Origin of the sequence: Vreelandella piezotolerans (assembly GCF_012427705.1) — a bacterium.
GTDB lineage: Bacteria > Pseudomonadota > Gammaproteobacteria > Pseudomonadales > Halomonadaceae > Vreelandella > Vreelandella piezotolerans.
Genome location: NZ_CP048602.1, coordinates 1,137,258 through 1,158,773, shown reverse-complemented (window position 1 = coordinate 1,158,773; position 21,516 = coordinate 1,137,258). Strand labels below are relative to the sequence as shown.

21 protein-coding genes are annotated in these 21,516 nt (G+C 58.3%); 16 read left to right on the top strand and 5 right to left on the bottom strand.

The window, feature by feature from the left end:
• Positions 1-95 precede the first annotated feature (95 nt).
• The 3 genes from aat (at position 96) to infA (ending at position 1,964) form a co-directional block, all read left to right on the top strand.
• A complete protein-coding gene (gene aat, locus GYM47_RS05370) occupies positions 96-845 on the top strand; it encodes a leucyl/phenylalanyl-tRNA--protein transferase (RefSeq protein WP_153842330.1) in 750 nt (249 codons plus the stop codon).
• Positions 846-873: 28 nt separating this feature from the next.
• A complete protein-coding gene (locus GYM47_RS05365) occupies positions 874-1,608 on the top strand; it encodes an arginyltransferase (RefSeq protein WP_139525474.1) in 735 nt (244 codons plus the stop codon).
• A gap of 137 nt (positions 1,609-1,745) precedes the next feature.
• Positions 1,746-1,964 (top strand): translation initiation factor IF-1, encoded by a 219-nt coding sequence (infA, locus tag GYM47_RS05360; protein ID WP_007111068.1) that lies wholly within the window; start codon positions 1,746-1,748, stop codon positions 1,962-1,964.
• 173 nt (positions 1,965-2,137) lie between these two features.
• On the opposite strand, the gene clpA is transcribed toward infA, so the two are convergent.
• The 3 genes from clpA to GYM47_RS05345 all read right to left on the bottom strand — a co-directional run bounded on the left by clpA (position 2,138) and on the right by GYM47_RS05345 (position 7,405).
• On the bottom strand, positions 2,138-4,414 hold the full coding sequence (gene clpA / locus GYM47_RS05355; RefSeq protein WP_139525473.1) for an ATP-dependent Clp protease ATP-binding subunit ClpA: 2,277 nt from the start codon (positions 4,412-4,414) through the stop codon (positions 2,138-2,140).
• Between the two features lie 153 nt (positions 4,415-4,567).
• The gene (gene clpS, locus GYM47_RS05350) at positions 4,568-4,876 is read right to left on the bottom strand and encodes an ATP-dependent Clp protease adapter ClpS (protein WP_044627932.1); all 309 of its coding nucleotides are present in this window, start codon (positions 4,874-4,876) and stop codon (positions 4,568-4,570) included.
• A 294-nt stretch (positions 4,877-5,170) separates the two neighbouring features.
• Positions 5,171-7,405: an NADP-dependent isocitrate dehydrogenase gene (locus GYM47_RS05345; protein ID WP_139525472.1), complete on the bottom strand. Its 2,235-nt coding sequence runs from the start codon at positions 7,403-7,405 to the stop codon at positions 5,171-5,173.
• Positions 7,406-7,713: 308 nt separating this feature from the next.
• On the opposite strand from GYM47_RS05345, the gene GYM47_RS05340 reads away from it, so the two are divergent.
• From GYM47_RS05340 to GYM47_RS05300, 9 genes are all read left to right on the top strand, one after another.
• Complete coding sequence (locus GYM47_RS05340; protein ID WP_153842329.1) at positions 7,714-8,385, top strand: pseudouridine synthase; 672 nt, start codon at positions 7,714-7,716, stop codon at positions 8,383-8,385.
• The gene (locus tag GYM47_RS05335) at positions 8,382-8,852 is read left to right on the top strand and encodes an NUDIX domain-containing protein (protein WP_153842328.1); all 471 of its coding nucleotides are present in this window, start codon (positions 8,382-8,384) and stop codon (positions 8,850-8,852) included. Before GYM47_RS05340 ends, GYM47_RS05335 begins: the two co-directional genes overlap by 4 nt.
• A 72-nt stretch (positions 8,853-8,924) precedes the next feature.
• The gene (mnmA, locus tag GYM47_RS05330) at positions 8,925-10,082 is read left to right on the top strand and encodes a tRNA 2-thiouridine(34) synthase MnmA (protein WP_153842327.1); all 1,158 of its coding nucleotides are present in this window, start codon (positions 8,925-8,927) and stop codon (positions 10,080-10,082) included.
• Complete coding sequence (gene hflD / locus GYM47_RS05325) at positions 10,079-10,717, top strand: high frequency lysogenization protein HflD (protein WP_153842326.1); 639 nt, start codon at positions 10,079-10,081, stop codon at positions 10,715-10,717. Before mnmA ends, hflD begins: the two co-directional genes overlap by 4 nt.
• Before the next feature lie 55 nt (positions 10,718-10,772).
• Positions 10,773-12,158: an adenylosuccinate lyase gene (purB, locus tag GYM47_RS05320; protein ID WP_139525467.1), complete on the top strand. Its 1,386-nt coding sequence runs from the start codon at positions 10,773-10,775 to the stop codon at positions 12,156-12,158.
• A 50-nt stretch (positions 12,159-12,208) separates the two neighbouring features.
• Positions 12,209-13,384, top strand: a complete 1,176-nt coding sequence (locus GYM47_RS05315) for a cupin domain-containing protein (protein WP_153842325.1) — start codon at positions 12,209-12,211, stop codon at positions 13,382-13,384.
• Positions 13,385-13,387: 3 nt separating this feature from the next.
• A complete protein-coding gene (locus tag GYM47_RS05310; protein ID WP_153842324.1) occupies positions 13,388-13,813 on the top strand; it encodes a GNAT family N-acetyltransferase in 426 nt (141 codons plus the stop codon).
• Between the two features lie 381 nt (positions 13,814-14,194).
• Positions 14,195-15,793 carry an isocitrate lyase gene (locus tag GYM47_RS05305; protein WP_139525464.1) on the top strand — a complete coding sequence of 533 codons (1,599 nt, stop codon included), beginning with the start codon at positions 14,195-14,197 and terminating at the stop codon, positions 15,791-15,793.
• A 225-nt stretch (positions 15,794-16,018) separates the two neighbouring features.
• Positions 16,019-16,486, top strand: a complete 468-nt coding sequence (locus GYM47_RS05300) for an outer membrane lipoprotein (protein ID WP_054641192.1) — start codon at positions 16,019-16,021, stop codon at positions 16,484-16,486.
• Between the two features lie 137 nt (positions 16,487-16,623).
• Here the strand turns inward: GYM47_RS05300 and GYM47_RS05295 are convergent, their stop codons facing one another.
• Positions 16,624-16,902: a hypothetical protein gene (locus GYM47_RS05295; RefSeq protein ID WP_139525463.1), complete on the bottom strand. Its 279-nt coding sequence runs from the start codon at positions 16,900-16,902 to the stop codon at positions 16,624-16,626.
• Between the two features lie 176 nt (positions 16,903-17,078).
• On the opposite strand from GYM47_RS05295, the gene GYM47_RS05290 reads away from it, so the two are divergent.
• Entirely contained in the window at positions 17,079-17,561 is a 483-nt protein-coding gene (locus GYM47_RS05290) for an FKBP-type peptidyl-prolyl cis-trans isomerase (RefSeq protein ID WP_139525462.1), read from the top strand.
• Positions 17,562-17,640: 79 nt separating this feature from the next.
• On the opposite strand, the gene nikR is transcribed toward GYM47_RS05290, so the two are convergent.
• Positions 17,641-18,042, bottom strand: a complete 402-nt coding sequence (nikR, locus tag GYM47_RS05285) for a nickel-responsive transcriptional regulator NikR (RefSeq protein ID WP_139525461.1) — start codon at positions 18,040-18,042, stop codon at positions 17,641-17,643.
• Between the two features lie 105 nt (positions 18,043-18,147).
• On the opposite strand from nikR, the gene GYM47_RS05280 reads away from it, so the two are divergent.
• From GYM47_RS05280 to GYM47_RS05270, 3 genes are read left to right on the top strand one after another with little or no spacing between them, the layout of a single operon-like run.
• Entirely contained in the window at positions 18,148-19,731 is a 1,584-nt protein-coding gene (locus GYM47_RS05280) for an ABC transporter substrate-binding protein (RefSeq protein WP_139525460.1), read from the top strand.
• A complete protein-coding gene (locus GYM47_RS05275; RefSeq protein WP_231125522.1) occupies positions 19,722-20,702 on the top strand; it encodes an ABC transporter permease in 981 nt (326 codons plus the stop codon). The genes GYM47_RS05280 and GYM47_RS05275 overlap by 10 nt, the downstream gene beginning before the upstream one ends.
• Positions 20,699-21,496, top strand: coding sequence for an ABC transporter permease (locus GYM47_RS05270; protein WP_139525459.1), 798 nt, complete (start codon positions 20,699-20,701; stop codon positions 21,494-21,496). The genes GYM47_RS05275 and GYM47_RS05270 overlap by 4 nt, the downstream gene beginning before the upstream one ends.
• Positions 21,497-21,516: the final 20 nt, after the last annotated feature.

Sequence of the window (21,516 nt, the reverse complement as noted above, 5' to 3'; positions counted from 1 at the left end):
CGGTGTCTTTAATCCACTTGCGAGTTTGCATCATACCGAGCATCCTTCCGCCGTCACAGCGCTTCGACGGACGCCACTAGCAACAGGAGCAAGCGATGCTACCTTGGCTCTCATCGCCACACCCCACTTTTCCTTCTACCGAACAGGCGTTGGAGAACCCTAACGGCCTGTTGGCTGCCGGTGGAGAGCTTACACCAGCCTGGCTGGTAGACGCTTACCGAAAAGGGATATTTCCTTGGTATAGCGACGATGACCCCATTTTATGGTGGAGCCCAGATCCACGCATGATACTGCTGCCTGAACAGTTTAAACGACGCCGCAGCCTTGCTAAACGGCTGCGACATGGTGGCTTTAGCGTGACGCTGAATCAACACTTTGCCCAGGTAATCGAAGCGTGCGCTGCGCCACGTAAAGACGAGCTGGGCACCTGGATCAATCCTTCCATGCGCGACGCTTACCAGAGGCTGCATGCATTGGGCATTGCCCACAGTGTCGAGGTCCACCATGGGGGCCAGCTGGTAGGCGGACTCTATGGCTTGGCGATGGGGCCGGTATTTTTCGGCGAGTCGATGTTTTCACGCCAGCCAGACGCCTCTAAAATTGCCCTCGCCCACTTGGCAAGCGCCATGCACACTTACGGCGGCAAGCTCATCGACTGCCAGGTGCATACACCGCATCTGGCCAGCCTCGGCGCAACAACGGTCGCCCGGCGAACGTTCATCAACTATCTTGAGAAGTGGCTGCCAGAAAAGGCGTTTTGCTTATCCAGCACTGAGACTCAAGCGCCCCAGGTGCCAGAATCTCCGTGGCTTGCAGCCATTGCTTCAAACGCAACAGCACAGTGACCGCCGTTCATGATCAAGGAGGCAAGCCGTGAGTAGTAACGCTCCTCGCCGACCCGTGCGGGATTTGCGCTTCTTCCTAACCGTTCCTCATGCCTGCAGCTACTTGCCAGGCAAAGAGGCTACTACGCTGTTTCTTGACCCCCAGGAGTCACCCGTGCCAGGGGTGTACGACTCACTGTCGCTGCTGGGTTTCCGACGCAGCGGGCGCCACTTATACCGCCCCCACTGCGAGGGATGCAACGCTTGTCGATCGGTGCGGATTCCGGTGGATCACTTTAGCGCCAACCGCACCCAGCGAAAAGTCTGGCGGCGCAATGCCGATATCGAAACGCGTGTCATCCCAGCGCGCTTCGATGCTTCGCACTACGCGCTCTACGCTGACTACATTCGACAGCGACACGCTGACGGCGATATGTTCCCACCCAGCCGCGACCAATATCGCACCTTTTTGACGCTGGAAGAACCTTACGCCCATTTGCTGGAAATGTATCTCGACGACGAACTGGTGGCCGTGGCAGCGTTCGACCAGCTCGAACATGGACTATCGGCCATCTATACGTTTTTCAAAGTGGATGATGCGTTAGAGAAACGATCCTTGGGCACGTTTGCCATTTTAAAGCTAATCGAGCTTTGCCAAGAGAAACGGCTTCCCCACCTTTACCTTGGCTACTGGATCGAGGAGTGCCGAAAAATGCGATACAAGCAGGCGTTTTCGCCTATCGAGCTGCTCGATGGTCGCCACTGGCGCCCCTTAATTCGCTAATCTGAGCAGCTTTTTTGCCTTGACGGCAGGCTTACGGCACAATATAGCGCTGTTTCTTAGGCGTGCAGGTCTGTGCCAACGCCGTCGGAAACACTCATTCGACTATCCACGATATCTAAAAGTGAGGATCTGCCTATATGGCACGCGAAGATCATATTGAAATGGAAGGCGTGATCGTTGACACCCTTCCCAATACCATGTTCCGGGTTGAGCTTGAAAACGGCCATGTCGTGACCGCTCACATCTCTGGCAAAATGCGTAAAAACTACATCCGCATTCTGACTGGCGACAAGGTCAAGGTAGAACTAACGCCCTACGACTTGTCCAAAGGCCGTATCGTTTATCGCTCGCGCTAAGCCTTGAGTGTGCCCTCAAGCAACGTCTGCTCACAGATCGCGTCCCACGGCTATTAGTAGCACCGCGTAACGACGGCGCCGCTCCCTGGAAACGACAACGCCCCGTCGAAGACAGGGCGCTGTGCGTGCTAGCGAATATGCATTACTGCTTGTCGGTCATCTTAGCGCCCTTTTCAGGGCGCATCTGCCATTTCCGACTCTGTCGAAAGATGAAGCTCTCCCTCCTCCAGGCTAACATGTACGATACCACCGTGCTCGGCCAGCTCTCCAAACAGAATCATCTCTGCGAGTGGCTTCTTGAGCTTCTCTTGGATCAAGCGAGCCATCGGCCTTGCCCCCATATCCGGGTCGTAGCCTTTCTCTGCTAGCCAATCTCGGGCGACGTCGTCTACATCCAGCTGCACGCGCTTCTCGTCTAGTTGCGCTTGAAGCTCGATCAGGAACTTGTCGACCACGTTGCGCACTACCGTCGTGGGCAGCGCATGGAATTGAATGATGCCGTCCAGGCGGTTACGGAATTCCGGCGAGAAGGTCCGACGAATCACTTCCATCGCATCCGTCGAGTGATCCTGGCTCTGGAAACCGATAGAGCGACGCGACGCCTGCTCCGCCCCAGCGTTCGAGGTCATGATCAAAATCACATGGCGGAAGTCTGCCTCGCGGCCGTTGTTGTCCGTCAAACGACCGTGATCCATGACCTGCAATAGCAGATTGAAGACTTCTGGATGCGCTTTTTCGATTTCGTCGAGAAGCAGCACGCAGTGCGGCTGTTTGGTGACGGCCTCGGTCAGTAGCCCACCCTGGTCATACCCCACATAGCCTGGAGGCGCACCGATCAAACGCGACACGGTGTGACGCTCCATGTACTCCGACATATCGAAACGCACCAGCTCGATGCCCATGATATGCGCCAGTTGCTTGGCTACTTCCGTTTTACCGACCCCAGTCGGGCCTGCGAACAGGAAACTGCCCACGGGCTTATCGGGAGATTTCAGGCCCGCACGGGAGAGCTTGATGGCCGCCGACAGTGAATCGATCGCTTCGTCTTGACCAAACACCAACATTTTCAGGTCGCGGTCCAACTTCTCGAGCTGTTTACGATCCGAACTCGAGACGCTCTTCGGCGGAATGCGCGCAATGGAGGCCACCACGGCTTCCACCTGCTCCACGTCGATCGTCGTAGCGCGTACCTCAGGGGGTAGCATCCGCTGATGCGCACCCGCTTCGTCGATCACGTCGATCGCTTTATCGGGCAGGAATCGATCGTTGATGTAGCGATCCGCCAATCGGGCCGCACTTTCCAACGCACCGTCGGTGTATTTCAGTTCGTGGTGCTCTTCGAAGCGCGAACGCAGCCCTTTGAGAATCTTGATGGTGTCCTCAACGGACGGTGCCAGCACGTCGACCTTTTGGAAGCGGCGTGCCAAGGCGCGGTCTTTCTCGAAAATTCCGCGGAACTCCTGGAACGTGGTCGAACCAATGCAGCGCAGCTCACCTGAAGAGAGCAGCGGTTTCAACAGATTGGAGGCGTCCATTACGCCGCCCGAGGCAGCGCCCGCGCCAATGACCGTGTGAATCTCATCGATGAACAAGATGGCATTGGGCTGTTTGCGCAGCTCGCTCAGCAAGCTCTTGAGGCGCTTTTCGAAATCGCCACGGTATTTGGTGCCTGCCAATAGTGCGCCCATGTCCAATGAGTAGACCACCGCATCGGCGATCACTTCGGGCACGTCTTCTTCGACGATGCGTTTGGCCAGGCCTTCAGCAATGGCGGTTTTGCCCACGCCCGCCTCACCCACCAGCAGGGGGTTGTTCTTACGACGACGGGCCAGGATTTGCACGACACGCTCGAGCTCGTGATCACGACCAATTAGCGGGTCGATTTTACCCTGGCGCGCCTGCTCGTTCAGGTTGGTGGCATAGCCCGTCAGCGGGTGAGCGGCACCTTCGGCACTGCCCTCTTCTGCATCGTCGTTCTCTTGAGAAGAGGGAGAGGGTGAAGGGCCATGACCAGACACTTTCGAGATGCCGTGAGCAATGTAATTTACTGCATCGACCCGTGCCACGCTCTGTTGCTTCAAGAAATAGACTGCCTGACTCTCTTGCTCAGAGAAGATCGCTACTAGCACGTTAGCGCCTGTTACTTCACTCTTGCCAGACGATTGAACATGGAATACCGCACGCTGAAGCACGCGTTGGAAGCCCAGCGTTGGCTGTGTTTCACGGTCACCCTGCCCCTCGGGGATCAGCGGTGTGGTCGAATTGATGAAATCCTGCAGATCGGACCGCAGCTTGTCGAGGTTTGCCCCGCACGCCTTCAGCACATCCACCGCAGAAGCATTGTCTAGCAGCGCCAGAAGCAGATGCTCGACGGTCATAAACTCGTGGCGCTTCGAGCGAGCCACGGTGAAGGCCGTGTTCAGGGTCAGTTCAAGTTCTTTGCTCAGCATGGCAGTCCCCTTTTCGCTACTACCTAGGGCATATCGCCACCTAGGGCTTGCGTCGGATCAGTTTAATCGACCGGCACTTTCAACATCGGGTACAAATGGCATGGTTGCAAGCCCCTGCGCTACTTTTTTTCAACGCAGGTTACGTCAACGGGGTCAATCGGCCGCTTCGATATCGCTCATTAATGGGTGCTCGCACTCACGGGCGTACTCATTCACTTGATAGCTCTTTGTTTCAGCAATATCCCGGGTAAAAATGCCGCACGTGGCTTTTCCCTGAGTGTGTACGGCCAGCATGACCTGTACGGCTTTTTCGCTATCCATATTGAAAAAACCCTGCAGCACTTCGACGACAAACTCCATGGGGGTATAGTCGTCGTTGTGCAACACCACTTTATATAAAGGCGGCTGTGCCAGCGCGGGCTCGGCCGACTGCACCGCTAAGTCATCATCGTGCTCGGGCATGCCTGGACGCGTCATGCCTGCCTGTAGCGTCGCTACCACGATTGGGCTTTCTGTAATACGCATAAGCTGCAAGGATCATCTCTAGGCTGACGGACGGTGTCTGACAAGCAGTTCTAGGGAGGATGCTGAGAGCAGCCTCGGTTGTACACACTATAATCTGCTGTATAAGACGCACGCCATCAACAAGGGTTCACGAAAAACTCGAAATTATCACACTGGGCAAAACAAAAAACCCCTGCCTGCTAAGCAGGCAGGGGGCGAGCCGCACACAGGGTGCGACTGTCACCAGGCGATTTAGCCTTTGGCAACCATTGCCAGGGCGTCGTTTAGCGTCTTGCTTGGACGCATGGCTTGGCTGGCCAGTTCACCGTTCGGGTGGAAGTAGCCTTGAATATCGACCGGCTGACCTTGAACGCTATTGAGTTCGTCAACGATCGCGGCTTCGTTGGCTTTGAGCGCTTCGGCCAAACGGGCGAACAGCGTTTTCATATCGCCATCCTGATCCTGAGCTGCCAATGCTTCTGCCCAGTAGAGGGCCAGGTAAAAGTGGCTGCCACGGTTATCCAGCTCGCCGACTTTACGCGATGGCGACTTGTTGCTGTCGAGGAATTTGCCATTGGCTTCATCCAGCGCTTTTGCCAACAGCGTCGCGCGGGCATTACCGAAGGTGCTGCCTAGGTGTTCGAGCGACGCTGCCAGCGCCAGGAACTCACCCAGCGAATCCCAGCGCAGATGGTTCTCTTCCAGGAACTGCTGAACGTGCTTCGGTGCCGAGCCGCCAGCGCCGGTTTCGAACAGACCACCGCCGTTCATCAGCGGCACGATGGAAAGCATCTTGGCGCTAGTGCCGAGCTCCATGATCGGGAACAGGTCGGTGAGATAGTCGCGCAGCACGTTACCGGTGACGGAGATGGTGTCTTCACCCTTGCGAATGCGTTCCAGGGAGAGTTTCATCGCGTCGACGGGCGCTAGTATACGGATATCCAGGCCGGACGTGTCGTGGTCTTTCAGGTACGTTTCGACCTTCTTGATCAGTTGGGCGTCATGGGCACGGTTGGCGTCGAGCCAGAACAGCGCTGGAGCACCGCTGTCGCGGGCACGAGTGACCGCCAGCTTCACCCAGTCTTGAATCGGCGCATCTTTGGTTTGGCACATCCGCCAAATGTCGCCCGCTTCTACCGTGTGGCTGAATAGCGTTTCGCCCGAGTCGTCGGTCACCACGACGGTACCGTCGGCGGGCATTTGGAAGGTTTTATCATGGGAGCCGTACTCTTCGGCTTTCTGCGCCATGAGGCCCACGTTAGGAACGCTACCCATCGTGGTCGGATCGAACGCACCGTTCTGCTTGCAGTCTTCGATGACGGCTTGATAGATGGTGGCGTAGCAACGATCCGGGATGACCGCTTTGGCATCCTGCAACTCATCGTTGGCATTCCACATCTTGCCGGAATCACGAATCATCGCCGGCATGGAGGCGTCGATGATCACGTCGCTGGGCACGTGGAGGTTGGTGATGCCTTTGTGGGAATTCACCATCGCCATGGCCGGGCGTGTTTGATACAGCGCCTCGACATCGCCTTTGATGGCGTCTTGCTGGTCGCTGGGCAGCTTCTCGATGGCGCTGTACAGGTCGCCGATACCGCTGTTGGCGTTGAAGCCCGCGCTCTTCAGTGCGTCAGCGTGCTTCTCCAGCACCTCTTTGTAGAACTCTTCAACTACGATGCCGAACATGATCGGGTCGGAGACCTTCATCATGGTAGCTTTCAGGTGCAGCGAAAACAGCACGCCGCTCTCTTTAGCATCGTTGATCTGGCTGTCGATGAAGCTACGCAGACGACGGCTGCTCATGCACGCCGCATCGATCACTTCACCCGCCTGTACCGCAAGCCCCTCTTTTAGCACTACCTGGGTGCCATCGGCTTGCTGCAGCGCGATCTTCAGCGTGCCCGCTTTTTCCATGACCGCTGACTGCTCGCTGCCGTAGAAATCGCCTTCGCTCATGTGCGCGACATGAGACTTGGAGTCAGCGCTCCACTCGCCCATACGGTGCGGGTATTTACGCGCGTAGTTCTTGACCGATTTCGGCGCACGACGGTCAGAATTACCCTCACGCAGCACCGGGTTTACCGCACTGCCTTTGGCTTTGTCATAGCGCGCTTTGATGGAGGCCTCTTCATCGTTCTTAGGCTCTTCCGGATACGCCGGCAGCGGATAACCCTGACTCTGTAACTCTTTGATGGTCGCTTTGAGCTGGGGGCCAGAGGCGCTGATGTTAGGCAGCTTGATGATATTGGCTTCCGGCGTCTTCGCCAGCTGACCCAGCTCAGCCAAGTCGTCGCTGACGCGCTGCTCGTCGTTCAGAATGTCGGGAAACTGTGCCAGCACACGGGCAGCCAGCGAAATGTCGCGGGTCTCTACTTCGACACCGGCAGAGTCGGTAAAAGCATCAATGATGGGTAACAGAGAGTAGGTAGCGAGCGCAGGAGCTTCATCGGTGAGCGTATAAATGATCTTCGGCGTTTTAGACATTTTTGCGTTAACCTCTTTTTCGGTCGCTGTGATTATAAAATCCTGAGCTACGCGGCCCATTACAACGATTGGCCATGCCGCGAAGCGTGTGGAGCATCCTGTATGCGCTGCCCCTTTAGTCAGTCGGTGGTACTACTGGTCACTCGGTGGTTACTGCGGTAACGGCGACGGCGCGGCAAGCACCGTTCTGCTTTCGGCCCTTTCAAACTCCAACAGCCGGGCCAGATTATACCAGCGCTGCACTTTAACCGCATGAGCGATTGTCGACAAATCCTCTGCCTACAGTCTGCAAGACAGTTCGAGAGACGATGAGCACCCTATATCTACTGCACAAACCCTACCGCATGCTCTCCCAGTTCACCGACAGCCAAGGCCGCTCTACGCTGGCCGACGTGCTCGATGCGCCGGGTGTTTATGCGGCCGGACGCCTCGATTACGACTCGGAAGGACTGCTCTTGCTGAGTGATGATGGCAACCTGATCCACCGTATCGCCCACCCCCGTCACAAACAGCCAAAAACCTACTGGGTGCAGCTCGAAGGTCACATTACCGACGAGGCCATTCGCGCACTCGTATCCGGCGTTACCTTGAAAGATGGGCCCACTTTGCCCGCCAAAGCTCGGCGTATGTCGCCCCCTGACGTGGCTGAGCGCGCCCCGGCCATCGATCCCAAACGCCATCCCGTGACCAGCTGGTTGGAACTCACCATTAGCGAGGGGCGCAATCGCCAAGTGCGCCGCATGACCGCCCACGTTGGCTTTCCCACTCTGCGCCTGATACGTGCCGCGATTGGCCCCTGGCAACTGGGCGATCTCGCACCCGGCCAGTGGCGCAAAGAGACGCTACACGCGCCACGGACGACCCAAGCGACCAAGCCGCGCAGCGGACAACACAAACCACTCAACACCTACAAGGACGCTGAAAGGGGCGCCAAACGCGGCTCGAAAAGCAGTGCAAAACCAAGAGGAAGACGCAAATGAGCGGCGTTGTCCAAACGGACGTTGCCCGCCCCATCATTCACAGCACCGTTGCCTGTGTGATCGAGCAGCAGGGGCGTTTTCTAATGGTGGAAGAGAATAAAGGTGGCCCACACACGCTGTTCAATCAGCCTGCCGGACACGTCGAGCACGGGGAAGGGCCGATGGCAGCCGTTCACCGTGAAGTCATGGAAGAGACCGCTTGGCAGATCGCTTTGACCGGCTATCTGGGGCTGTACGTCTTTCATACGCCTGCCGGTACGACCTTCCATAGTCACGGTTTCGTTGCCACGCCCAGCCAGTACGTTAGCTCTGCTATCGACCCGGCCATCGTCGCGACTCACTGGCTGACCCGAGAGGAGATTGCCATGTTGGACGGCGACCGACGGTTGCGCAGCCCGCTGGTTCTTCAACGCATCGACGATGCGCTGGGCGGCCGCCTTTACCCGCTTGGTGTGATCAAGGAGTGAAGCACTCGAAGCATCGAGCCCCCATCGTGTATAATCGCCCCCAATTGCACACCACTTCAATCGAGGATGCTCATGACATCCACCCATGGCTCAGCCACCCAGGACACGGCGGACATCCGCACTGCGGCCACCGGCAAGGTGATCGTCGGCATGTCTGGCGGCGTCGACTCCTCCGTTTCGGCACTCCTTCTGCTCCAGCAGGGTTACGATGTCGAAGGCTTGTTTATGAAGAACTGGGACGAGGACGACGGCACCGAATACTGCACGGCCAAAGAAGACCTAGCGGATGCAGAAGCCGTGTGCGCTAAACTGGGCATCAAACTGCATACTGCCAACTTCGCCGCCGAATACTGGGACAACGTTTTCGAGCACTTCTTAGCGGAGTACAAAGCGGGCCGTACGCCGAACCCTGACATCCTCTGCAACCGCGAGATCAAGTTCAAAGTCTTTCTAGAGTATGCCGAGATGCTAGGTGCCGATAAAATCGCTACCGGCCACTATGTGCGGCAAGGCATTCGCGACGGCCACCCGCGCCTGCTGAAAGGCCTGGATGGCAATAAAGACCAAAGCTACTTCCTGCACGCCGTGCCGGAAGCGGCCATCGCCCGCACCCTGTTCCCGGTGGGCGAGCTGGAGAAACCCGAGGTGCGCGCGCTGGCGGAGCAGCACGATCTGATCACCGCCAAGAAGAAAGACTCTACCGGCATTTGCTTCATCGGTGAACGTCGTTTCCGCGACTTTCTGCAACAGTACCTGCCCGCCCAGCCCGGGACCATCGAGACCCCCGAAGGCGATGAGATCGGCCAGCACATGGGCTTGATGTATTACACCTTAGGCCAGCGTCAGGGACTGGGAATCGGCGGCTTGGCCAACTACTCCGAAGAGCCCTGGTACGTGGCGGCTAAGGATCTCGATCGCAACGTACTGATCGTGGTTCAGGGCAAGTATCATCCGCTGCTGTACACCGATGCGCTGGCCACCGAGCCCATGGATTGGGTCGCGGGTCATCCTCCCGTGCAGCGGGGCCGCTTTACCGCCAAGACGCGCTACCGCCAAAGTGACTGTCCCTGCGAGATCATTGCCCAGCCGGACGGCAGTGTCGAGGTCGTGTTCGACGATCCACAGTGGGCGGTCACGCCCGGCCAGTCGCTAGTGCTTTACGATAACGATATCTGTCTGGGCGGCGGCGTCATCCGCGCCACCTGGAAAATGGCGGAGGCCGCCGCATGAGCGCCACCCCGATACACCGCGCGCCCGACTCCCCCGCTGCCCGCCAGGCCCTTGCGCTGGCGGGCGTATTCCAAGCCGCCAGTCTGGTCGACGAGCTGGCACGTACCGGGCAGGTCGATACCCGCGCCTGGGAAACGTTGATCAACGCGACGGTCGACACGAATCCCGAAAGCTTCGAGGCGATTTACGGCGGCCATCCCAATAATCTGCGCCGCGGTCTAGAAACGCTGGAAGCACTGGTGGGGCGCAAGCAAGCTAACCCGGTCGTGCTTCGCTACGGTTTCTCGCTGCTTTTGTTGATGAACAAGCTGCGCACCGACCGCCAGATGATGGACCTGCTAGGCCAGAAACTCGCTCATATCCAAGGACAAGCGGAGCACTTTGGCACGACCCACGAAAACGTCATCGCCAGCCTCGGTGAAGCTTACCAAGAGACTATCTCGACGTTTAAAACACGCATCGTGGTGCAGGGCGACCCCTCGTTACTGCAAACCCGTATGATGCCGGAGCGGGTGCGCGCTTGCCTGATGGCCGGCATCCGCTTCGCCCTGCTATGGCATCAGCAGGGTGGGCGCCGCTGGAAACTGGTTTTCCAGCGCAAGGCAATGCGCCGAGCACTGGATGACCTCGGCTAGCCTCTGCGCCACCTCACTTTCGATCCCTGACTTTGACTACTCTGGAAACCAAGCCATGCAACTCTCTGCTCTGACCGCCCTCTCCCCCGTCGACGGCCGCTACGGCGCCAAAGCCGCCGCGCTACGTGAACACTTCAGCGAATTCGGCCTGATACGCGCGCGGGTCATTGTGGAAGTGCGCTGGCTGCAACGCTTGGCTGACCACGGCCAAATCGTGGAAGTGCCCCCGCTCTCCGCAGAAGCTACCGCTTTTCTAGAGCAGTTGATTCGCGACTTTTCCGTGGACGACGCCGAGCGCATCAAAGAGATCGAGCGCACCACCAACCATGACGTCAAAGCGGTCGAGTACTTCTTGAAAGAAAAGATCGCAGGACAAGCAGAGTTGAACGCGGTCACCGAGTTCATCCACTTCGCCTGCACCTCTGAGGACATCAACAACCTTTCCTATGGCGTGATGCTGGCAGACGGCCTTAAAGCCTTGCTGCCGACCATGCATCAAGTCGCCGATGAAGTTGCCAAGCTGGCGATTGCCCATGCCGGTCAGCCGATGCTGTCGCGCACCCACGGCCAAACCGCTAGCCCCACCACGCTGGGCAAAGAGATGGCCAACGTGGCGTATCGCCTCAAGCGACAGCTCAAGCAGATCGAAAGTGTCGAGATTCTGGGCAAAATCAACGGCGCGGTGGGCAACTACAACGCCCACCTGACCACCTACCCGGACATCGACTGGGAAGCCAACGCGCGCACCTTCGTCGAAGGTTTAGGGTTGAGCTTCAACCCCTACACCACACAGATCGAACCCCACGACTACATTGCCGAGCTGTTCGATGCGATCTGCCGCTTTCACACGATTTTGATCGATTTCGATCGCGATGTCTGGGGCTATATCTCGCTGGGCTATTTCAAGCAGCGTACCGTAGAAGGCGAAATTGGCTCGTCGACTATGCCGCACAAGGTCAATCCGATCGACTTCGAAAACTCAGAGGGTAACTTGGGGTTGGCCAATGCAGTGATGAGCCACCTGGCACAGAAGCTGCCGATTTCGCGCTGGCAGCGCGACCTGACCGACTCCACCGTGCTGCGCAACCTTGGCGTTGGTCTGGCCTACGGCCTGATTGGCTACCACGCCAGCCTGAAAGGCATCAGCAAACTGGAAGCCAACCCTGAGCGTCTTGCAGAAGACCTGGACAACAGCTGGGAAGTGCTGGCCGAGCCCATTCAAACCGTGATGCGTCGCTACGGCATTGAAAAACCCTACGAGAAGCTCAAAGAACTGACCCGCGGCAAGCGGATCGATCAGGCAGGCTTTGCTGCCTTCATTGACACACTCGAGCTACCTGAGACGGTCAAAAAGGAGCTGAAGGATCTCTCGCCTGCCAGCTATATTGGTAATGCGAAGGCCCAGGCCGAAGCTCTCAATCAGCGGCTTGCTGCACTCTAAACGACGCTCTGCGGCACTGACGTAGTGCTCACTTGAACTAGGATAACGCCATGAGTCATCACGATAAGCCACTCACCCTGTTGGGCGATTTAACGCCCGCAGACTTCTTGGCCAATTACTGGCAGCAGAAGCCACTGCTGATTCGTGGCGCTATCCCCGATTTCGTCAGCCCCATCGATCCCGACGAACTGGCAGGCCTTGCCTGCGAACCGGGCGTCGAAGCGCGGCTGGTCGAAGAGAATGGCCCCGACGGCCCCTGGCAGGTCTCGCACGGGCCGTTCGACGACGCCACTTTCGAGCGGCTGCCCGAAGGTCACTGGAGCCTGCTGGTACAAGCGGTCGACCACTACGTGCCCTCCATTGCGGCGCTGATGGACGAGTTCGACTTCCTACCTCGCTGGCGGCTGGACGACATCATGGTCAGCTACGCCCCTCCCGGTGGCAGCGTTGGGCCACACATCGACCAGTACGACGTCTTCCTCCTGCAGGCTAGCGGCCACCGCCGCTGGCAGTTGGGTGGCAAGCAGCTCGACAATGCGCCGATCATCCAAGGGATCGATCTGCGCATCCTCGAGTCGTTCGAGATCGAAGCAGACTCCGACTGGACCCTGGCACCCGGCGACATGTTGTATTTGCCGCCAGGCTGGGCACACCACGGCGTCAGCCAAAGCGATGACTGTATGACCATTTCGGTGGGTTTTCGCGCGCCCTCGGCCGACGAAGCCATCACCTCGTATGCCGATTATGTCGGCGAACAAATGTCGGACTCCCAGCGTTATAGCGATGCGGGCATGGCCCCTGCCGAGGAGGTAGGCGAGCTGGACGATGCCGCCGTCGAACGCATGCGTCAGTTCATGCTGAGCGCGCTGGATAACCCTGAGCAAGTGGCCCAGTGGTTTGGCCGCGTGATGACCCAGCCCAAATATATCGATCAAGTCGTGCCTCTCGAAGAGTCGATGAGCGAAGCCGACCTTGTTGCTCAACTACAAGACGGCGAACCTTTGTTCCATATGCCGGGGTCTCGCTTCGCTTGGCGCAGCGATGCCTCTGGCACCACGCTGTTCGTCGATGGCGACGGGCACGCCTGCTCAGAACCCCTCGCCAAACGCCTTGCCGACGCTACACCGATGTACGCAGACGTGCTGGAACTCGAGGGCGCCGCCGCTCTGGTGACTCGACTGATCAATAGCGGCAGCCTGGGCTTCATGGGCGACGACGAGGAGTAACGCTTGGAACAAAACGCCACCGTGACAAGCGGCCACTGGGAAATACTGGAAGAGCACGCTTCGCGGATCCGCCGAGTCGTCTTCATCGATGAACAGCAGGTAGCTCAAGAGGAAGAGTGGGATGGCCTCGATTCGCAGTGCCTGCATTTTCTGGCCATGCTCAAAGGCGAGCCGGTCGGCACGGCCCGCCTTCTTCCCGATGGCCACATTGGCCGAGTGGCAGTGCTCGAACATGCCCGGGGGCTGGGCATTGGCTATCAACTCATGGAGGCCGCCATCCAAGCGGCACGCGATGCCGGGCACGCCCGGGCGGTGCTCAGCGCCCAGCTACATGCTCTCGCTTTTTACGAGCAGCTAGGGTTCGTTGCCCACGGCGACGTGTTTATGGATGCAGGCATTCCCCATCGTGAGATGACGCTGTTTTTGTAGTGATTCAGCGCCAATGTCGCCAAGCGCCACCCCGTGTGGCGCTTTTTTTGTGTTCCTAGTCAAAGCCATGACGAAAAACGACTACACAAACAGGGCGTTTGGCGTAGTCGCTGTCGTCGGACTACAACGCCGCGTGCCCCCAAGTGACAATTGTTGGATCTCCTTGCCTAGTCGATAGTTATTGCACTGCAGCGTTAAGGACTCTCCTCTTCGGAGACACCGACGCTGTGAAACGCAAAGCGCCACACCGCGACGTTTTATTAAGAGACGATGGGTGTAGAGACAGCGCCGCGAATTTGAATAATGCTGGAATCTATCTCGCAGGTGCAGCATAAGAACAAGCTAACGTGCGAACGACGATAACTCTGGAGGAAACAGCTCATGACAGGACTGCTCGACGATATCAAAGCCATGGCCCACCTTCGCGAAGCCCAAGGCGGCAAGTGGTCAGCCATCAAACCTGAATATGCTGCCCGTATGCGCGCTCAAAACCGTTTCCATACCGGTTTGGACATCGCTCGCTACACGGCCAAGATCATGCGCGACGACATGGCCGCCTACGATGCCGACACCTCCCAGTACACTCAGTCGTTGGGCTGCTGGCACGGTTTCATCGGTCAGCAAAAGCTCATCTCGATCAAGAAACACTTCGGCACCACCAAACGCCGCTACCTCTACCTCTCTGGATGGATGGTAGCCGCGCTGCGCTCCGAGTTCGGCCCGCTACCCGACCAATCCATGCACGAGAAAACCTCGGTCGCCAACCTGATCGAGGAACTCTACACCTTCCTCAAGCAAGCGGATGCCTGGGAACTCAACCACCTGTTCCGCGCCCTGGACGACGCCAAGGCGGCAGGCGATAGCGCTAAAGAGAAAGAGCTGATCAGCAAGATCGACAACTACGAAACGCATATCGTGCCGATCATTGCCGATATCGACGCCGGTTTCGGTAACGCCGAAGCCACCTACCTACTGGCCAAAAAATTCATTCAAGCGGGCGCTTGCTGTATCCAGCTCGAAAACCAGGTCTCCGACGAGAAGCAGTGCGGCCACCAGGATGGCAAGGTCACCGTTCCCCACGAAGACTTCCTAGCGAAGATCAACGCCGTGCGCTACGCCTTCTTAGAGCTGGGCGTCGAAGATGGCGTCATCGTGGCGCGCACCGACTCCCTTGGCGCAGGGCTCACCCAAAAGATTGCCGTCACCCATGAGCCGGGCGACCTGGGCGACCAGTACAACAGCTTCTTGGATGGGGACGTCATCGAGAACGCGGCAGACATCAGCAACGGTGACGTCGTCATCAAGCAAAACGGCAAGCTGGTCAAGCCCAAGCGTTTAGCCTCGGGTCTCTACCAGTTCAAGCCGGGCACGGGGGAAGATCGCGTGGTGCTGGACTGCATCACCAGCCTGCAAAACGGTGCCGACCTGTTGTGGATCGAGACCGAAAAGCCCCACGTTGGCCAAATTGCCAGCATGGTGAACCGTATCCGCGAGGTGGTGCCGGATGCGAAGCTAGTCTACAACAACTCGCCCTCCTTCAACTGGACGCTCAACTTCCGTCAGCAGGTCTTCGATGCTTGGGAGAAAGAGGGCAAGGACGTGTCGGCTTACCAGCGCGACAAGCTGATGAGCGTCGAGTACGACGACACCGAACTGGGTCAACTCGCCGACGAGTGGACGCGCAACTTCCAGCGCGACGGTGCTCGCGAAGCCGGTATCTTCCACCACCTGATCACGCTACCCACCTACCATACGGCAGCGCTGTCTACCGACAACCTCGCCAAGGGCTACTTCGGTGACGAAGGCATGCTGGCCTACGTCGCAGGCGTTCAACGCCAGGAGATTCGCCAAGGTATCGCCACGGTCAAACACCAGGACATGGCAGGCTCCAATATCGGCGACGACCACAAAGAGTTCTTCCATGGCGACGCCGCGCTCAAGGCGGGCGGTAAAGACAACACCATGAACCAGTTTGGTTAATCCGCTCTTCGCATGACCCACAGGAGGCGTCGGCCTCCTGTTTTTTTGCACACTGCTTTCTTAATGCCTGTCTACACTATCATTGTGACCTTTTTTTGGGATGGCTGGTCAAAGCGCCACACTTCCGTTATCTTTTAACGAACGCTGTTCTAAAACGAAATAGACGCGATGTTTGGCAATTGATGAAACGCCATTGACGCGGATAGATACCCACTGGAGGTTTTAATGAAACGTTTATTACCCGTTGCTGCATTGAGCATTTTGACACTGGCTGGCTGCGCCAATACCGCGCCCTACTCAGGCGATGTTTACCGTGGTAACCAAGCGCAAACGGGGCAGAGCGTCAGCTATGGCACCATCGTGGCCGTTCGCCCCGTACAAATTCAGGCCGATAGCCGCACCGGCAATTTGCTGGGTGGTGGCGGCGGCGCCGTGATTGGTGGCCTGCTAGGTAGCCAAATTGGCGGCGGTTCTGGCCGTCAGCTTGCCACCGTTGCCGGTGCCTTGGGCGGTGCCGTTGCCGGTACGGCCGCAGAAGATCGCGCCAACCGGATCAACGCACTGGAAATGGAAATTCGTCGTGATGATGGGACGGATGTGGTCGTCGTGCAAAGCGCCGATCGTCAGTACCAAGCAGGCCAACGGGTTCGTTTGATTGGCAGCGGTGCCAACCTGAGCGTTGCGCCTTACTAGCACCAGAGTTGCCCACTATTCGCCCGACGCTATACGCGTCGCGGCTCGTCAAAACAACAGCCCGGCCGATTTGGCCGGGCTGTTGTTTATTCAGCTATTTGACGATTCGAACCCAGGAGTGGACTCGATGGCTCGACTTAGTGGGCCATGCTGCTTGCCCAATTGGCGAGCTTCACGATGATCAAGCCAATCACGGCTAGCAAGATCGCCACCAGCAGCACGTCTACCGGGCGAATCAGTGTCGTTGCGCCCAGTACGGCCAACGCCGCTACCCACAGGTAGCGGTTGTCACCATGGCTTTTCAGCACCTCGGGCAGCACTTTGTCCAACCCTTGGCTAACGCCGCTTTCCCAACGTTTATTAGCAAAATATGCAATCAGCGCGAAGGCGACAACCCAAATAAAGAAGATGGTCATAACGGACTCCAGCGAGTGTATGGCAGGTTAAAAATGGGTGGATGTAGGGTATCCCTGCACACCCCTAGGCGCAATAGCGCTAAAGGCGTGTGGGTGGAAAAACCCCGCCGCCCCCCTGACAAGCCGCTCCACACGCGTTACCATGTTGGGACATGCACTCACCGAAAGGTTATTCAATGCAAATTGCGCAAAACTCGGTTGTCGCGTTCCACTATACCCTGACCAACGATGCAGGTGAGGTGCTAGACAGTTCCGAAGGCCGCGAGCCGCTCACCTATCTCCACGGCGCTGGCAACATCATCCCAGGCCTGGAAAAAGAGCTCGAAGGCCGCGCTGCTGGCGACAAACTGAACGTCCAAGTCGCTCCGGAAGAGGGCTACGGTGAAGTTCAAGAACAGCTGATGCAAGAAGTGCCGCGCGATGCGTTCCAAGGCGTCGAGAGCGTCGAGCCCGGCATGCAGTTCCAAGCCCAGACCCAGGGTGGCCCGCTGATGGTGACCGTCAAGAAAGTCGAAGGCGATACCGTCGTCGTCGATGGCAACCATCCGCTAGCAGGCCAGCACCTCAACTTCGACGTTGAGATTGCGACCGTTCGCGAAGCTAGCCAGGAAGAAGTCGAGCACGGCCACGTGCACGGCGAAGGTGGTGTCGAGCACTGAGCGACTCGACGCGATCAAGGGGCGGCCACTGGGCCGCCCTTTTTTATGGATATCAGGTTTTCAAGTGGGCATTAGCGCCCTATTCGTCAGGAATCAGTACGAGCTGGCCGTAGCGCACGCTGCGCGATGACGTCACCTCATCGGAGAACTGCTTCAGTGCGCTCCCCTGCCCCTTCAATAGCGCCACCTCCAGACAACTATCGTGATTGATGTGCACGTGCAGCGTCGAGAGCGTCAAGTCGTGATGATCATGGGAGTGGCGAGTCAGCCGCTTGGAAAGATCTCGCGCCGCGTGATCATACACGTACACCAGCGCTCCCATGCACGGCGCATCAGGTGCAACCTGCTCTTTAGCCTGCGTCAGCCCGCTGCGGGTGAGATCACGAATCGCCTCCGAGCGATTTTGATAGCCGCGCAGCGCCATCAGCGCGTCGACGTCGCTTAACAGCTCTTCATCCAGCGTTACCGTTACCCGCTGCATACCCTCTCCTTCGCCGGTCTCTCATTGTGCATCGCCGCAACTTCCAGCGTTGATAGTATGATGTTATTGTAAAAACATCATATCAGCAGCCTTAAAAGGTGTCTTATGCGTCGCTCTATCATACTGGCTCTAGCAGCCACATGCGTAGCGCTAAGCGCGCCTGCGTTGGCCAAAGAGCAGCTAGTGCTAGCCATTGGCGGCGAGCCGGAACAAGGCTTTAACCCACTGCTGGGCTGGGGGCAGTACGGCAACCCGTTGTTTCAATCCACGCTACTCACCCGTGGCCAAGATTTGACGCCGCAACCGGGGCTGGCGACCGAGTGGTCGCTGTCTGACGATCGCCTCACCTGGACGCTCACTTTACGTACGGATGTGCGTTTTTCCGATAACACCCCGCTCACCGCTGACGATGTGGCCTTCACCTTCAATGCCGCCGCGGAGGCGGGTGGCCGTGCCGATCTCAGTGCACTGGAGAGCGCCCGGGCCATCGACGGCAACACGGTTGAACTGACGCTAAAGGCACCGCGCATTACCTTTATCGATCAACTCATGACGCTGGGCATCGTGCCTGACGCTGACCGGGACAATGGCTATAGCGAGGGTTACGGCAGACAGCCGTTAGGATCCGGGCCTTACCAGTTGGTCGAATGGCAAGAGGGCGAGCAGCTGATTGTTGAGCGCAACCCCTACTTCTATGGCCCCACGCCCATCTTTGAGCGCCTGGTGTTTTTATTTACCGATGAGGCCGCCACGCTCAGTGCCGCCCACGCCGGTGAGGTGGATCTCGCCGCGGTGCCACAAGCACTGGCGAACAACCTCCCCAGCCAAATGCAGCGGGTCATCATGAAGAGTGTGGACAACCGCGGCATTCTGTTTCCTATGCAGCCCGATGAAGGCGAACAGGCTGCCAACGGCGCTCCGATTGGCAATGACGTCACGTCTGATCTCGCCATCCGTCAGGCGGTGAATCTTGCCCTCGACCGCGAAACACTGGTGGACGTAGCGCTCAACGGTTTTGGTCGTCCGGCCTTTGGCCCGGCGGACGGCCTGCCCTGGAGCCAAGAAGGCGAGAAAGTGGCGGCGCCCAATTTAGCACGCGCTAATGCCCTACTCGATGAAGCAGGCTGGGTTCGCCAGGACGAAGACGGGCTGCGTTTTAAAGACGGCCAGCCAGCACGTTTTCGCCTGACGTACCCATCGAGCGACACCACGCGCCAACAGCTCGCCCAAGTGAGCGCTGAGATGGTGCGACCGCTTGGCATCGAGATGCAGCCCACCGGCCGCCACTGGGACGAGATTCAACGGGAAGCCCTCCATCAAGATGCCATTGTGTTTGGTTTCGGCAGCCATAGTCCGCAGGAGGTGTACTACCTGTTTCATAGCGAGCATGCTGGATTTGGTTTCTATAACAGCGGCTATTACGCCAACGAGACCGTGGATAAACACTTAGAGGCCGCTCAGGCCGCAGCAACGCCGGAAGCGGCCAACCCACTCTGGCAAGCGGCGCAGTGGGATGGCGACACCGGCTATGGGTTGCAGGGTGATACCAGTTGGGCCTGGATGGTCAACCTTGCCCATGTGTATGCCACCCACCGCTGCCTTGATCTGGGTGAGCTGGGCGTGGCCCCCCACGGACACGGCTGGCCGATAACAGCTAACCTGCTGGAGTGGCGCTGGTCGTGCGACTAGCCACCTGGTTCACGGCACGCCTACTGCGGTTGGTGCTGGTACTACTATGTGTCGCGGCCGTCTCGTTTGGGCTGATGATGCTCTCGCCCATCGACCCTGTCGATGCCTATCTTGGCCCGCAGATGGCCCAGGTAAGCCCGGAACAGCGGGCCTTAATCGCAGAGCAGTGGGGGTTTGATGCGCCTGCTATGGTCCAATTTAGCCACTGGCTGCGCCAGCTGCTCAGCGGAGAGCTGGGCTGGAGCCATATCTACAACCAGCCGGTCAGCGAGGTCATTGGCCAGCGCTTCCAGCGCTCGTTCTTCCTGCTGTTTGGCGCCTGGCTACTCTCACTCGCCCTGGGGATGCTCCTGGGCATCGCGGCAGGCAGCAAAGAGGGCGCTTGGCTTGACCGTCTGATTAGCGGCTATGCCTATATCACCGCCTCGACGCCCACCTTTTGGCTGGCCATGCTGGCGCTGCTGCTCTTTTCGGTCACCCTCGGCTGGACACCCACCTGCTGCGCCGGCCCCATGGGCGTTCTCAGGCAAGAGGTGGGCCCACTGACGCGTCTACATCACTTGATCTTGCCGATGGCGACACTGGCGCTGCTGGGTATGGCGACGATCACACTGCACACGCGTGCCAAGATGGTGGCGTTTATGCGCTCGGAGACGGCGCTGCACGCCTTTGCACAAGGCGCAAGCCGCTTCGATATCGCTTGGCGTCATGGCCTTCGCCATGCCAGCCTGCCCGCCATCACCCTGGCGTTTGCCTCTCTCGGCGAGCTGTTTGGCGGTTCCCTACTAATTGAGCAAGTCTTTGCTTATCCCGGGCTTGGTCAGGCCACTGTTGCGGCGGGTTTAAGAAGCGATGTGCCCCTGCTGCTCGCGATTGCGCTGTTCACCGCGCTGTTTGTCAGCATGGGCAATCTTATCGCCGATGGCCTTTACCAGTTAGCCGACCCGCGCATAGCGCAGGGGCAGCGATGAACCGCCAACCGCGCCTACTGGCAGCAGGCTACGCAGCAATGCTCTGCCTACTGGTGGCACTGCTGCTCAGCCACCATGTCTGGCTAGGTGATACGACTTTTCACATGCAATTTGAGGCGCGCTTAATGCCTCCTAGCGCCACCCACTGGCTGGGAACGGATGCGCTGGGCCGGGAGCTATGGGCACGCACGCTGGCCGGTCTTGCTCTGAGTTTTTGGGTAGGTCTTAGCGCCGCACTACTAGGCACGCTGATTGCCGTAAGCCTGGCGAGCCTAGCGATGCTGTCATCAACGCTAGATGCCCTGGTCAGCCTGCTGATTGATACGCTGCTAAGCGTACCGCACCTGATTTTACTGCTGCTGATTGCCTTTGCCCTCGGCGGCGGAACCCAGGCAGTGATTATAGCGGTCGCACTGACCCACTGGCCCAGTCTTGCCAGGGTGCTGCGCGCAGAGCTATTGAGTGTACGCCATGCCCCGTACGTAGCCATGTCGAAAGCATTCGGCAAACCCCACGGGTTTATTGTGTGGCACCACCTGCTGCCCCATTTACTGCCTCACTGCTTGGTCGGCGCACTGCTGCTGTTCCCCCATGCCATTTTGCATGAAGCCGCTCTGACCTTTTTGGGCGTTGGCCTGGACCCAACCCAGCCCGCCATTGGCGTACTACTGGCCGACGCCATGCGCTATCTCACTGGTGGCTACTGGTGGCTTGGCGTGTTTCCGGGGCTGGGCTTACTGCTCATGGTGCTGGCCATTGGGCGTTTTGCGGCCCTGCTGCGCCAAGCGCTGTAAGGCGATACGGTCTACCTGAG